We start from the raw sequence: 14,050 nt of genomic DNA, 5'->3' as shown, positions 1-14,050 counted from the left end.
CCACCCCATGCATTCGCGGCCTCAACCTTTCGGAGCAGAACCTTCCCACTCCCGGTACAGCTCCGGGCGGCGTTCGCGCAGGTAGGGCACCTGTTCCCGGGCTTCGTTGACGCGTTCCGTGGAGATCTCGGCGAACAGCAAGGCCGCACCGTCCCCGGCCGCAGCGAGCAACGAACCGTCCGGACCCGCGACCACGCTCCCGCCGAGGAAGTCGCAGCCGTCCTCGTGGCCGCTGTGGTTCGCGTAGGCCACGTTGAGTTGGCTCTCCAGTGCCCGGGCCCGGATCAAGACCCGGGGCACGGCGTCGAATCCGGCGGACAGGGCGGTGGGGACCAGCAGAAGCTCGGCGCCCCGCGTGGCCGCGGCGCGGACGCTTTCGGGAAACTCGACGTCGTAGCAAATCAGCAGCGAGGTTTTGATCCCGTTGAAGTCCACGACGCCGGGAGCCGCCTGGGCGGCGGAGAACGCCTTTCGCTCCTCCGCGCCGAAGAGGTGCACTTTGCCGTAGTCCAGGAGCACGGTTCCGTGCGCGTCCAGAAGAGTGGCGGAGATATGCCAACCGCCATCAGCAGCTGGTGCGGGAAGGCTATACACGAGCCCGATGCCGTGCGTGCGGGCGATGTCCGCAAGGCGTTCCCTGATGCTTGGAAGCGTTGCGAAATCCAGCTCCGCGTGGAGCCGCAACGGCGCGTACCCCACCGGGAAGAGCTCGGGGGTCAGCAACAAGGCGGCCCCGGCCGCGGCAGCGCGTTGTGCCGCCGCATCGACCGTCTTCAGATTGGCGTCGATGTCCAGGACAACAGCGTTGGCCTGCAGAACGGACAGCAGCATCATTACCACCTCAATAGCACCTTGCATCCCCGTCAGGCGTTCATGGGAGACACGCCCGGGATCACTCGTCCTTCCAGCCTAGCTAGCCGCAGGCCGTCCAACCGGGACAAAAGGACCTGTGGGCAGCCCGCCGGGGATGGTTCGTACAAAACTGGGGCATAGTTCATGATGACGACGCAAGTTCACGCCGTTGCGTTAACTTCTTGACTGCAACTGTGATTTGAGGCACGCTTCATGTCATGCCCGCAACATCCAGCTCGACGAAGAGCCACCGCAAGAACCCCGGCTCGCAATCAGCGCTGCGCCACCTGAACCAGCAGCGGCTCATCGAATGCCTGCTGAGCGGCCCCTCCACCCAGGCCGAACTCGCCCGGCAGACCGGCCTTTCCACGGCAACGGTGTCCAACATCGTCAAGATCATGCAGGACGCGGGGCTTGTCTCCACCGAACCGATCACAAGCTCCGGACGACGGGCGCTGAACGTCAGGCTCAACAGCAACGGCGCGGTGGCCGTCGGGATCGATTTTGGCCGGCGCCACCTGCGGGTGGTCCTGGCCTCGCTGGGCTATCACATCATCGTCGAGGAAACGGTCACGCTCCCCCTTGGCCACCACGCCGAACAGGGCATCAGCGCCGCCGTCGCACTCCTCAACAAGCTCCTGCTCGAGAGCGGCGTGGACCGAAGCGCGGTGGTAGGCGCCGGGGCCGGCATAGCGGGCCCCATCGACCGCCGTTCCGGCACCGTGGCGCAGGGCGCCATCCTGCCCGAGTGGGTGGGGATCCAGATTCTCGAACGGCTGGAGGAAGCCCTCGATCTTCCCGTATACGTTGACAACGACGCCAATCTGGGCGCCCTCTCCGAGGTCACCTGGGGGCCCCACAGCGGGATCAGCAACCTTATGTTCCTCAAGATCGGCTCCGGCATCGGAGCGGGCCTCATCATCAACGGCGCGCCCTACTACGGGGCAGTGGGAATCACAGGAGAAATCGGCCATGCGACCATCCACGAATACGGCGCGATCTGCCGCTGCGGCAACCGGGGCTGCCTGGAAACGATGGCTTCCACCACCACCATGATCGAGCTGCTCGGGAAGGGCTCAGGGCTCCATCTCGAACCCGAGGACATTGTCCGCAACGCCCTGGCGAGGGATCCGGCGACCCTTCGCGTAGTGGACGACGCCGGACTCGCGGTGGGGCGCGCGCTGGGCAATGTGGCGAATCTCATAAACCCGGAAGTCATCGTGGTGGGCGGCCCTCTGGCCGGCCTCGGCGACATCCTCCTGGACCCGATCCGGCGGGGCCTCGTCCGCCATGCAGTGCCCGTAATCGGCGAGACAACGCACCTCGCGATGTCTTCGCTCGGCGCCCGGGCGGAGGCCCTGGGGGCGGCCGCTTTGGTGTTCCAGCACGCCGGAATTAAGCAGTCCTAAACATTTCGTTACCACGCTGTTATCGCCGTCTTGCGTTAAAGTCTTGACGACAAGCGGTGTGATCCAGTTTACTTTCTCATCAGATAGGCTCGCCATCCCCGAGCCGACAACGACGTCAAACATTGGAGGCGCGAGGGTATGTCGACCCCCATAACGCACCAGGATCCGGTTCTCCTCGAGATGCGGTCCATCACCAAGGAATTCCCCGGCGTGAAGGCGCTCTCGGACGTGAGCCTCCGGGTCAAGGTGGGCGAAATCCATGCGATCTGCGGCGAAAACGGTGCAGGAAAGTCCACGTTGATGAAGGTGCTCTCCGGGGTTTACCCCTACGGCAGCTACGACGGCGACATCGTGTACCAGGCGGAAGTCCAGCAGTTCAAGGACATCCGGGCCAGCGAACATGCGGGAATCGTGATCATCCACCAGGAACTGGCACTGATCCCCGAGCTGTCCATCATGGAAAACATCTTCCTCGGCAACGAACCCGTCCGGCGCGGCATCATCGACTGGGCCGAGGCACGCAAGCGGTCAATCGAACTCCTCGCACGGGTCGGCTTGCGCGAAGACCCGGATACCCCCATCAAGGAAATCGGCGTCGGCAAGCAGCAACTGGTGGAAATCGCCAAGGCGCTGAACAAGTCCGTCAAGCTGCTCATCCTCGACGAGCCCACGGCAGCCCTGAACGAATCGGACTCCCAGCACTTGCTGGACCTGATCCTTGGCCTCAAGGGCCGGGGCATCACGTCCATCATCATTTCCCACAAGCTCAACGAGATCGAGCAGATCGCGGACGAGATCACCATCATCCGCGATGGCAAGTCCATCGAGACGCTCAACGTCGTGGAAGACGGCGTCGACGAGGACCGGATCATCAAGGGCATGGTCGGGCGGACGCTCGAGTCCCGCTTCCCGGACCACACGCCGAAGATCGGCGAGGTGTTCTTCGAAGTCAAGGATTGGACGGTCGGGCATCCCCAGATCCAGGACCGCCTGGTCTGCAAGAACTCCAGCTTCCATGTGCGCCGGGGTGAAATCGTCGGCTTTGCCGGCCTGATGGGCGCCGGGCGCACCGAGCTTGCCCGCTCCGTCTTCGGCCACTCCTACGGCCGGTTCATCTCGGGGCAGGTGTACAAGGACGGCAAACCGATCACCATGCGCAGCGTCCGCCAAGCGATCGACGCCGGTCTCGGCTACGTCACGGAGGACCGCAAGAGCCTGGGACTGAACCTCCTGGACGACATCAAGACCACCACGGTGTCTGCCAACTTGAAGAAGATCAGCCGGGGAATCGTTGTGGACACCAACAAGGAATTCATGGTGGCCGAGCAATACCGGAAGTCGCTGCGCACCAAAACGCCGTCGGTGGAGGAAGGCGTATCGAAGCTTTCCGGCGGAAACCAACAAAAGGTTGTTCTCGCCAAATGGATGTTCACTGATCCGGACCTTCTCATCCTGGATGAACCCACCCGCGGAATCGACGTCGGGGCCAAGTACGAGATCTACGGAATCATCCAGCAGCTGGCAAACCAAGGGAAGGGCGTGATTGTGATCTCCTCCGAACTTCCCGAACTGCTGGGCCTCTCCGACCGTATCTACACCATCTTCGAGGGCTCCATCACTGGCGTACTCAACAAGGACGAAGCCAGCCAGGAAAGCCTCATGAAGCTCATGACATCCAGCCGCAAAGCTGCCTGACCCCGGTCATCTCCAGAACCACACGGACACAAGGACCCAAAACAATGAACGCGCTCAAGAAGCTATTCGGTGGCAACACCCGCCAATTCGGCATGATCTTCGCCCTGGTTGCACTCGTCATCTTCTTCCAGATCTTCACCTCGGGCCGCACGCTCACCCCGGGCAATGTCATCAACCTCTTCAACGGCAACTCCTACATCCTGATCCTGGCCATCGGCATGGTCCTGGTCATCATCGCCGGCCACATCGACCTCTCCGTAGGTTCGGTAGCGGCCTTCGTCGGCATCTCGGTGGCCCTGGCCATCAGGGACTGGCACCTGCCCTGGTACGTAGCCGTCCTGTTCGGGCTCCTGCTCGGCGCCCTGATCGGAGCCTGGCAAGGATTCTGGACGGCATACGTCGGTATCCCGGCCTTCATCGTGACCCTTGCCGGCATGCTGCTGTTCCGCGGTTTCAACCAGTTCGTGGGCAAGTCCAACACCGTTCCGGTCCCGGAAGACTTCCAGTACCTGGGCTCCGGGTACCTGCCCGAGATAGGGCCGAAGACGGGGTATAACAACCTGACAATCCTGCTGGGCCTTATCGCCGTCGCATTCGTGATTGTCAGTGCGATCCGTTCCCGCCGCACCGCCCAGGCACTGGGCGCCGAAGTGCAAGAAGGCTGGGTGATGGTCACCAAGCTCGTGCTCGTCAATGCAGCCATCCTCTACGCCACGTACCTGTTCGCGACTGGCCGCCCCGGCACCTCATTCCCCATCCCGGGCCTTATTCTGGCCGTGCTGGTCCTGATCTACGGTTTCATTTCCGCCAAGACGGTCATTGGCCGCCACATCTACGCAGTCGGCGGCAACCGCCACGCGGCCGAACTCTCCGGAGTCCAGTCCAAGAAGGTCAATTTCATGGTCATGATGAACATGTCCATCCTTGCCGGCCTCGCCGGCATGATCTTCGTGGGCCGCTCCACGGCTTCGGGTCCGTTCGACGGCGTCGGCTGGGAACTGGATGCGATCGCGGCCGTATTCATCGGTGGCGCAGCGGTCACCGGCGGCGTGGGCACGGTGATCGGCTCCATCGTTGGTGGCCTGGTCATGGCTGTCCTCAACAACGGCCTCCAACTGCTCGGCGTCGGCGCGGACCTCACCCAGATCATCAAGGGCCTCGTGCTGCTGGCGGCAGTTGCCTTCGACGTCTACAACAAGACGCAGGGCAAGAAATCGATCATCGGATTGATGATGAAGAACTTCGGCCGGAGCAGCGAAAGTGCCCCGGACGAGACGACCTCAACCAAGGAAGTCATCTCCAAGGAAGCCTGATCGGCTTCAAGACGGCTTGTTCCATCCACAACAAAGAAAGCGAACCAAGATATGCGAATGTTTGGTAAAGCAGGAAAGGCAGCAGCAGTAGCTGCGATCGCGGCACTGGCGCTGACGGCCTGCGGCCGTACGGACAGCGGCAGCTCCGGTGGCTCGTCAAGCGGCAGCGAGGCATTCCCCAAGGGTTCCTCGATCGGCGTCGCGCTCCCGCAGAAGACCAGTGAGAACTGGGTCCTGGCAGAGAAGCTCTTCAACGACGGGCTCACAAGCGCAGGCTTCAAGCCGGATGTGCAGTTCGCAAACGGTGGCGTTTCGGAGCAGCAGAACCAGATCAGCGCGATGATCACCAAGGGCGACAAGCTCATCATCGTCGGTGCCATCGACGGCGCCCAGCTGGGCACGCAGCTCAAGCAGGCCAAGGACGCCGGCGCTACGGTCATTGCCTACGACCGCCTGCTCCTGAACACCTCCAACGTGGACTACTACGTGGCCTACGACAACTTCAAGGTCGGTGTGCTGCAGGGCCAGGCCCTGCTGGACGGACTCAAGGCCAAGAAGCCGAGCGGCCCGTACAACATCGAGCTGTTTGCAGGTTCCCCCGATGACGCCAACGCGAAGGTCTTCTTCGACGGCGCCATGAGCATCCTGCAGCCGAAGATCGATGACGGAACCCTCAAGGTGGTTTCCGGCCAGAAGTCCTTCGAGCAGGCCGTCACCCAGGGTTGGAAGGCAGAGAACGCCCAGAAGCGCATGGACACCCTGCTCGCAGGTACCTACACGAGCGCTTCGCTGGACGGCGTGCTGTCCCCGAACGACACCCTGGCCCGCGCCATCCTGACCTCGGTCAAGGCGGCAGGCAAGCCGCTTCCGGTCGTGACCGGCCAGGACTCCGAGGTTGAGTCGGTCAAGTCCATCCTTGCGGGCGAGCAGTACTCCACCATCAACAAGGACACCCGCAAGCTCGTTGAGCACTCCATCACCATGGTCAACGACATCCAGTCCGGCAAGACCCCGGAAATCAACGACACCAAGTCCTACAACAACGGCGTCAAGACCGTGCCGGCGTACCTGCTGCCTCCGGTCATCGTGACCCTCGCCAACGTGAAGACGGCCTACGTGGACGATCCGGTCCTCGGCCCGATCACCAAGTAGTAGCACTCCTCTAGGCACCACCGACGGCGGCCATCCCCACTCCAGGGGGTGGCCGCCGTCGGTGTGTCCGGCTCCATCCGCCGTCGCGCAACTCTTCACAGGCCCCGCATAGCTTCAGCAGCACAGCCGCACAGCCGCCGTGAGCACTGTTAGGTGAGCAGGCGCGCCGCTGGGGCGGGCCAGGTCCAGAAGGAGAATCGTGAGCGTCCTCGCCCGGAGTGTAGGCAATGCCTTCCGCAACAAGATAAGAACCGCGGCTGTAGTGGCAGTCCTGGCCGTCGCGATCGGGCTGGCGCTTGCCATGCTCGTGGCCAACCAAGCCGTTGGCGGCAAGGTCCAGGAGCTGAACGCCTCCGTGGGCACGGTCCTGACCGTGAATCCGGCCGGCGCGCAGGGATTCGACGGCGGCGGCGAGCCGCTCACCGCGGCCCAGACCGCGACGGCGGCAGCGGTACCGAACGTCGTTTCCGTGGTGGGCACCAAGGCGCTGCGGCTGGAGACCGCGACGACGGCCTCCACCTCGACCACCGGCACCACCGGGCAGCAAGCCGGACCCGGTGGCGGTCCCGGCGGCGGCACGAGCGTCACCACGAACCTTCAGGCAGCCATCGACGCCGGCACGCTCGGCAACCGCAACAACACAAGCGGCAGCACGGGCTCGGGTAGCACCGGAACGGCGCCCACGTTCTCGCTGCCCATCACTGCTACGGGTATCGGGGCCGAGGTGGACACCGCCGGCAAGGCCCTGAACATCACGAGCGGCACAGGCCTGGGCGACTACACCGTCGCCAGCACCAAGGCCCTCGTCGGAACGACTCTCGCGACGAAGAACAACCTCAAGGCCGGCTCGACGTTCACCATCGCCGGCAAGACGTTCACGGTGGCAGGCATCTTCGACGCCGGCACCACTTTCGGCAACAACGCCGTGTACACGACACTCGCCGAGGCCCAGGCCCTCGCGGCGACTCCGGGCGAGCTCTCCAGCATGGTGGTCACCGTCAACAGCATGGCGAATGTGGACGCCGCCAAGACGGCGCTTCAAGCCGCCCTCGGCTCCGGCAAGGCCGACGTCACACAGGGCCAGCGGAACCTCGAAACCGCGGTCAGTTCGCTGGACAGCGTCAAGAACATTTCACTCGTGGCCTTCTTCGCGGCACTCGGCACCGCCGGCTTGATCATCCTGCTCATCATGGTCATGTTGGTCCGCGAGCGCCGCCGTGAGATCGGAGTCCTCAAGGCCATCGGCGCCCGCAACCGGACCATCGGCTTGCAGTTCGTGCTCGAAGCCCTCGTCCTCGTGGCGCTTGGCAGCGTCGTTGGCGCTGCCATCGCCTCCTTCGCCAGCGGCGGCATCGCGTCGGCGCTGATCAGTTCCAACAGCTCGACGACGGCCACGAGCCAGCGCGGTCCCGGCGGCGGAGGGTTTGGTGGTCCAGGTGGAAACCCCTTCGGCGGAGCCTCCCAGTTGCTGACCTCGGTCACGGCGAGCGCCTCCCCCGGCGTCATTGCTGCAGGCGTTGCCGCGGTCTTCGGCGTCGCCGTCGTGGGCGCCTTGGTACCAGCGCTGCTCACCGCCCGCATCCGCCCCATCGAAGTCCTCCGAGGAGAATAGCCATGATTGAAGTCAAAGACCTGGTCCGCCAGTTCAAGTCCGGCGACCGCACCATCAAGCCCGTCAACGGCGTGAGCTTCGAGCTCGAAAAGGGCACCCTCGCCTCGATCGTGGGAAAGAGCGGAAGCGGCAAGAGCACCCTGCTCTCCCTGCTCGGTGCCCTCGACAAGCCCACCAGCGGGGACGTCGTCGTGGACGGAGTCAGCCTGGCCGGGCTCCCCGCCGGCAAACTCACCGAATACCGGCGCCGGGACATCGGGTTCGTTTTCCAGCAGTTCAACCTCATCCCCAACCTTTCGGCAGTGGATAACGTGATGCTGCCCATGGAGTTCGCCGGAATGCGGAAGGCTGCCCGCTTGGAGCGGGCCAGGTCCCTCCTGGAGCAGGTGCAGCTGGATCCGGAGAAACAGTCCCGCCGCATCAACAAGCTCTCGGGCGGCGAGCAGCAGCGCGTTGCCATTGCCCGGGCGCTGGCCAACGAGCCCAAGCTCATCCTGGCCGACGAGCCCACCGGCAACCTGGATGAGCAGACCGGTGAGCACATCATCGAACTGCTCAGTTCCTTGAGCCGGGACCATAACACCACCATTCTGGTGGTGACGCACGACCGGAGCCTGGCTCAGAAGACCGAGCGCCGCTTCAGGTTGCAGCAGGGCAAACTGAGCGAGGAAGCCGTTCGTCCGCGGGTCGCCGCCGGGGCCTGATCGCCTCTTCAGTTCTACAGACGGAGGGCCGGGAATCGCAAGGTTCCCGGCCCGTTGGCCCGAATGCGTCCTGTAAACGCGGCTTGTGCAATGAGAGGATTGGCCGCATGAGTCTGCATATCGCCAAACCGTGGTTGTTCAGCCAGCCGAACCAGGATCCCCGCGCGGCCACTGGCAAGGCCTTGAACTGGGGCATCATCGCCACGGGAGGAATCGCCAAGACCGTGAGCGGCGACCTCGCCCAGCTCGAGGACGCAAACCTCCATGCAGTGAGTTCACGGCGCCAGGAATCCGCGGATGCCTTTGCCGCCGCGCAGGGGGTCACGAAGTCCTATGGCGACGACGGCGGTGTACCCGGCTACCAGCGGCTGCTAGCCGATGACGCCGTCGATGTCGTCTACGTGGCCACCCCGCATGCCCAGCACTTCGAGATCGTCAGGGATGCCCTCAACGCCGGGAAACACGTCCTGTGCGAGAAATCTTTGACCATCAACGGCCGTGAAGCGGCGGAGCTCGTCGCTCTGGCCCGGGAACGGAAACTGTTCCTCATGGAAGCCGTGTGGAGTCGATTCCTGCCCAGCATGCAGAGGGCATTCGCCATTGCCGCGTCGGGCGAGCTGGGCGACATCAAGTGGGTCAGCGCCGACCTTGGATTCCCTGCCCCTTACGATCCCACCGCCCGCATTTGGGCCCCGGCGGACGGCGGTGGAGCCCTTTTGGACCTCACGGTGTACGCCCTGCTGTGGCCCTTGGGTACCCTCGGTTTCCCGCAGTCTGTCAGCGCAATCGGCACTTTGACGGACGACGGCGTCGACTCCCAGAATGCGCTCACGCTGGGTTACGACGGCGGTGCTATCGCCCAGCTGACATCCTCGTTGCTGGCCCATGGGCCGCGCTCGGCATCCGTTGCAGGCTCCAAGGGCTTCCTCCAGACGCAGGGGTCCATTAACAATCCGCGCGAGCTGCTGATTCGAACGGGCTGGGATGAACCCCGGACCGAACGTTTTGACGCGGTCGGGATCGGCTACACCTACGAACTGCGTGAGGTTACCCGCTGTGTCCAGCAAGGACTGACCGAAAGTCCCGTGATGCCCTTGGACGATTCGCTGAACACAATGCGCCTCTTCGACGGGGTGCGATCCCAGCTCGGAGTCCAGTACGCCAACGACGCCCGCTGAACTGAATGGGCGAATCCGCCCTCCAACGTCTGGACTAGTTAACTAGTGAGGCCTAGGATGGGAGCGATCGTCGATCCAAGCTGACGCTGGGGGGTGTCGAGATGGAAGCTGAGCAAAGTAAGTCGCGCGTTCTTCATGTTCTCCGCTCCGTCATGCTTGCCGGCGCGGGGGCCGTTGTTTGGATCGCCCTCTCTTCCACGGCAGCCAGCGCTGATTCCGGAAACACCAACAACCACACCCTTCTGGGCGGCGCGAGCTCTGCGGTGTCAAACGTGGTGCACAATACGCCAAAGGGGCTTTCCGGAACTGTCAGCAACGCGGTTGCGGCAAGTGTCGCGTCCGTGCCGGCCCCGGCCGTGGCATCCGTTCCAGTCCCCGAGGTCCGGCTACCCGCGGTACAGGTGCCCCCTGTGGTGGTCAACGAGCTTCCGCAGCTGACTGCGAGCGTCGATCAACTTCTGGCCAACACGCCCATGGTGAGCACAGTCCTCCCTGATGGCGCAGTTAGTGCCGCGACTGCAAGCCTCGTATCGCCGGCAGCGCGCGCGGTTGACGGGGTCGGGTCAGGCGTTGGTTCCTTGGTTGGCAGCCTTCCGGTCACTGTCCCGGACGTAACCGTCCCTTCAATCCACATCCCCGATGCCGCCGGAATCGGCGAAGCCCTTGAAGCGGGATCCGCTGTTGCAGGGCCCGCTGGCAGTGTCCCCTTGACGTCGGCTCAGGACGTCGCGACCCCGTTGCTCAGCCTCGCTGGCTCCAGTGGCCTTCCGAGCCTGATTGCAACGCCTTCGAAGTCGACAGTCCGGGCTAGCGGTACAAACGAACCTTCAGCGCCCTCCGACGGGACATTCCCGCCCGGTGCGCCAGGCGGCAGCGACACCGTAAGCGGCTCTGCGGTCCTTTCCAGCAATCCCTCGGGGGCTTCTGCCGCTTGGCTCCAAGGCACCAAGCTGTTTTACCCCTTGGCTGGGACCATCGTGTCAACAGCTGCTGCCGGCAGAGTTCCGGCTCCGGTGTCGTTTGACCCGGGTTCATCCCCTGACTAGTTCCGCGCCCCGCCGCTTTCCCGGAAGCCAATTCCGGACCGCGGCAAATGGCCAATCCAGGCGCTCCAATGCGCCTTTCGGAACTACTCGTTCAGGAGAACAACATAATGCACAGCATGATTCGCAAGGGGCTGCTTGGCACCCTCTTTGCCGGTGGGTTGATAGCCCTCGGCGCAACTGCCGCGAACGCGGCAGACACCACTACAAGTGCGCTGGGCAATGCCTCAGGCACCCAAGTCGTTGCACCGGTGTCCATTCCGGTGAACGTCGGGTCGACGTCGCTCTCAATCCTTTCGGGCGCCGCGACCACCGCCCCTGCACTCGCCCCGGTTCCGGCCCCGGCGACCAATTCCGGCGGAGCAGCCGTCCCGTCCGGAACCCAGGTGGTGGCTCCGATATCGGTCCCTGTTAATATCGGAGCCACCTCACTGGCAGTTCTGAGCAACTCCGCCCCTGGAACAGCCTCTGGCACCCAGGCGACGGCTCCCGTCAGCGGGCCTGTCACCGCTCCAGTCACCGTGGGTGACACCTCGGTCAACGTCCTCAGCACGACACCGACAGGCACCAGCGGAGGCACCGGCGTCAGCGCGCCAGTCACCGCTCCTGTCACCGTGGGCGACACCTCGGTCAACGTCCTCAGCACCACACCGGCCAGCACCAGCGGAGGCACCGGCGTCAGCGCGCCTGTCACCGCTCCTGTCACCGTGGGCGACACCTCGGTCAACGTCCTCAGCACGACGCCCACTGGCGCCACCGGAGGCACCGGCGGAACCGGCGTCACGGCCCCGGTGAACGGACTGGCCACCGTCGGCGACACCTCGGTCAACGTCCTCAGCACGACACCGACAGGCACCAGCGGAGGCACTGGCGTCGCTGGGTCGGTGAACGGACTGGCCTCCTTGGGTGACACCTCGGCGAGCCTACTCGGCACCGCGTCGACGGGCACCAATGGAGGCGTCGGATCGCTCTTGAGTGCAGGACTGACGGCACCCTTGGGTCTGCCGAACACTGTCGGCACCGCATCGGTGGGTTTGGGATTGCCCTCTATCAGCCAACCCGTTGTCACCCTGCCCGCCGTCACCCTGCCGGTCGTGAACCTGCCCGTCGTGAACGGGCCGGTCGGATCTCAGGGCTTCGTCGATCCGGCTGCAGCCGCTCCTTCGGTTGAGACACCGGCGGCCCTTGCATCCGGAACTGCAGCACAAGCCAATGCGGCCTCTGTAACTGCAGCGGGTGCTGTTGGGACCGGAACGGCTGTTCTCGCAAGCACCGGCTTCAATGGCCTGTGGTTGTTGTTCGCGGCAGCGCTGCTGTTGCTTGGCCTCATCGTGATGGTGGGCAGCCGGAAGATCCGGGCAACAATTCCCGCATAGTCACCGGCTCGGGCTTCTCCACCGCATTGGATGTAGCCCGCTCGCAGCTCCTCCGCAGGGCAAACAGCCCCGCGGAGGAGCTCACGCGTGAACATAGGGACTTCTGACCCTTAAGCTGCGTACGCCGTCGCGTCATGTGTCAGAGCTGCTGCCGGGGCATAGACCGGTGGAAACAGCTCGGAGGCATCGCGCCGCAGGTAGTCGCGTTCGCCGTAGGCGTCCACCATCTGTCCAAAGAGCTGCTGACCCTCAGCGCGCAGTCCATCCAGGTCGATGCCTGGGAGCGAGCCGTCAACAACCACGGGGCGGCCCGCAACGTACGTGTCGGTGACATTGCGTGCCGAACCGTTGAGGATGAGCGTGCGCAATGGATCTTCCACGACTCCGTCACGGAAGTCCTCCAGTGAGGCGACCATAATGTCGGCTTGGGCGCCCGGACACAGGCGCCCCAGGTCGTCGCGACCCAGTGCCCTGGCACCACCCAGGGTGGCAGCGTCGAAGAACGCCGAGACCGTACCGGCGTCCCGGCGGCCCTCTGCGATGCGGGCCAGGTGCGTGCCGACGTCGATGCCCTTGATCAGGTCCGGTGGGAATGAATCCGTTCCCAGGCACATGTTGACCCCGGCGGCTGCGAAGGCGTCAAAGGATTTGAGCATGCCTGAGTAGTGGAACGACGTCAGGGGGCAGTGAATGATGCTGACGTCATGCCGGGCCAGCACATCCAACGGCCCGCCTTCTGCGCTGGAGGACGGGTCGGTGCCGTCGATGACAACCCCGTGCGGGATGAGGAGCCGCGTGTCCAGCAGGCCTGAATCCGCAAGCTGCTCAAGGACTGTACGCCCCGTGAGCTTGACGAGGAAACCGTCTTCATTGGTCCCCTGGAGGCAATGGAGGCGGACCAGCGCGTTGCGTTCGGTGGCCAGTTCGGCAGTCCGGCGCATCAGTTCGTCCGAGAGTGTCTCGATCCGGCATGGCAGCAGGACACCGGTAAGCAACGGGTGTCCTAGCTCGTCGGCGTAGTCGAGGAACCGTGCGGCGTCGGCGAACCCTGTGCGTCCCTCCTCCTCGTCGAAAAGGATCACGCGCTGGCCGTCGTGGTTAGTGACGTTGATCCCCGAACGGTACGCGGAGCCCAGGAAGCCGCGCAGTCCGAGCTCGATGCTGGACTGCGCCATCCCTTTGAGTTCCTCGAAGGTTTCCGCCCAGGAGCTGTGGATCTCCGAGGCAATCGGCATGTAGGTGGTCACGCCGTGCAAGGCCAGCTGCGCCAGCGCAAACTTGCGTACGCTCTGGCGCTGCGCCGCGGTGAAGACATCGCGGCGGCGGTTATGGAAGTAGTCTTCGGACCATTGCAAGCCCGGAGCGATTTCCTCGGTGGGCCAGGAGTCGAAGATCATGTGATCAATGTCCGCCAAGGCGTCGAGATCGATGAGGCCAGGGGAGATGAGGCTCTGTCCAAAGTCCCGGCGTTCGTCAACGGGACCGGCGTAGTCGGTACCCACGTAGATGATCTCGTCATCCCTCATCACCACGTGCCCATCCGTGTGCATGACGTGCCCGGTCCCGTCATAGCCAAGGACGTACCGGGCAGAAAGCTGAGTGATCATAAACCCTCCAAATTTGGTATCCCAAGGTCAAAAAGCTGCACACCGAGTCCGGCATCGGACGATCACGCGAATGCCCTAGGTTTGGGGAATCCGAGCAGCTTTTGTGACA

Annotated in this window: 11 protein-coding genes; 9 read left to right on the top strand and 2 right to left on the bottom strand. The window is 63.9% G+C overall.

From position 1 onward, the window contains the following. Window positions 1-21: 21 nt before the first annotated feature. Window positions 22-831, bottom strand: coding sequence for a nitrilase-related carbon-nitrogen hydrolase (locus AC1DJB_RS11315; protein WP_476910257.1), 810 nt, complete (start codon window positions 829-831; stop codon window positions 22-24). A 239-nt stretch (window positions 832-1,070) separates the two neighbouring features. Between AC1DJB_RS11315 and AC1DJB_RS11310 the strand changes: the two genes are divergently transcribed. The 9 genes from AC1DJB_RS11310 (at window position 1,071) to AC1DJB_RS11270 (ending at window position 12,334) form a co-directional block, all read left to right on the top strand. Beyond that, window positions 1,071-2,261 carry an ROK family transcriptional regulator gene (locus AC1DJB_RS11310; protein WP_284992024.1) on the top strand — a complete coding sequence of 397 codons (1,191 nt, stop codon included), beginning with the start codon at window positions 1,071-1,073 and terminating at the stop codon, window positions 2,259-2,261. Between the two features lie 138 nt (window positions 2,262-2,399). After that, window positions 2,400-3,956 carry a multiple monosaccharide ABC transporter ATP-binding protein gene (mmsA, locus tag AC1DJB_RS11305; RefSeq protein ID WP_284992025.1) on the top strand — a complete coding sequence of 519 codons (1,557 nt, stop codon included), beginning with the start codon at window positions 2,400-2,402 and terminating at the stop codon, window positions 3,954-3,956. 44 nt (window positions 3,957-4,000) lie between these two features. After that, window positions 4,001-5,269 carry a multiple monosaccharide ABC transporter permease gene (gene mmsB, locus AC1DJB_RS11300; protein WP_059388014.1) on the top strand — a complete coding sequence of 423 codons (1,269 nt, stop codon included), beginning with the start codon at window positions 4,001-4,003 and terminating at the stop codon, window positions 5,267-5,269. Between the two features lie 51 nt (window positions 5,270-5,320). After that, window positions 5,321-6,421 carry a substrate-binding domain-containing protein gene (locus AC1DJB_RS11295; protein ID WP_059388015.1) on the top strand — a complete coding sequence of 367 codons (1,101 nt, stop codon included), beginning with the start codon at window positions 5,321-5,323 and terminating at the stop codon, window positions 6,419-6,421. Between the two features lie 199 nt (window positions 6,422-6,620). Next, entirely contained in the window at window positions 6,621-8,033 is a 1,413-nt protein-coding gene (locus AC1DJB_RS11290) for an ABC transporter permease (RefSeq protein ID WP_332601558.1), read from the top strand. Window positions 8,034-8,035: 2 nt separating this feature from the next. Next, entirely contained in the window at window positions 8,036-8,737 is a 702-nt protein-coding gene (locus tag AC1DJB_RS11285) for an ABC transporter ATP-binding protein (protein ID WP_059388016.1), read from the top strand. Between the two features lie 107 nt (window positions 8,738-8,844). Beyond that, entirely contained in the window at window positions 8,845-9,915 is a 1,071-nt protein-coding gene (locus AC1DJB_RS11280) for a Gfo/Idh/MocA family protein (RefSeq protein WP_476910256.1), read from the top strand. Between the two features lie 101 nt (window positions 9,916-10,016). Further along, entirely contained in the window at window positions 10,017-10,961 is a 945-nt protein-coding gene (locus tag AC1DJB_RS11275) for a hypothetical protein (protein WP_476910255.1), read from the top strand. A gap of 107 nt (window positions 10,962-11,068) precedes the next feature. Next, window positions 11,069-12,334 (top strand): DUF320 domain-containing protein, encoded by a 1,266-nt coding sequence (locus AC1DJB_RS11270; RefSeq protein ID WP_476910254.1) that lies wholly within the window; start codon window positions 11,069-11,071, stop codon window positions 12,332-12,334. Window positions 12,335-12,444: 110 nt separating this feature from the next. Here AC1DJB_RS11270 and AC1DJB_RS11265 read toward each other — a convergent pair whose 3' ends face one another. Further along, the gene (locus tag AC1DJB_RS11265) at window positions 12,445-13,941 is read right to left on the bottom strand and encodes a chlorohydrolase family protein (RefSeq protein WP_476910253.1); all 1,497 of its coding nucleotides are present in this window, start codon (window positions 13,939-13,941) and stop codon (window positions 12,445-12,447) included. Window positions 13,942-14,050: the final 109 nt, after the last annotated feature.

The organism is Arthrobacter sp. 01T428 (assembly GCF_056398685.1).
The sequence above is the reverse complement of the archived record's forward strand: the minus strand, read 5'-3'. Positions and strand labels throughout refer to the sequence as shown.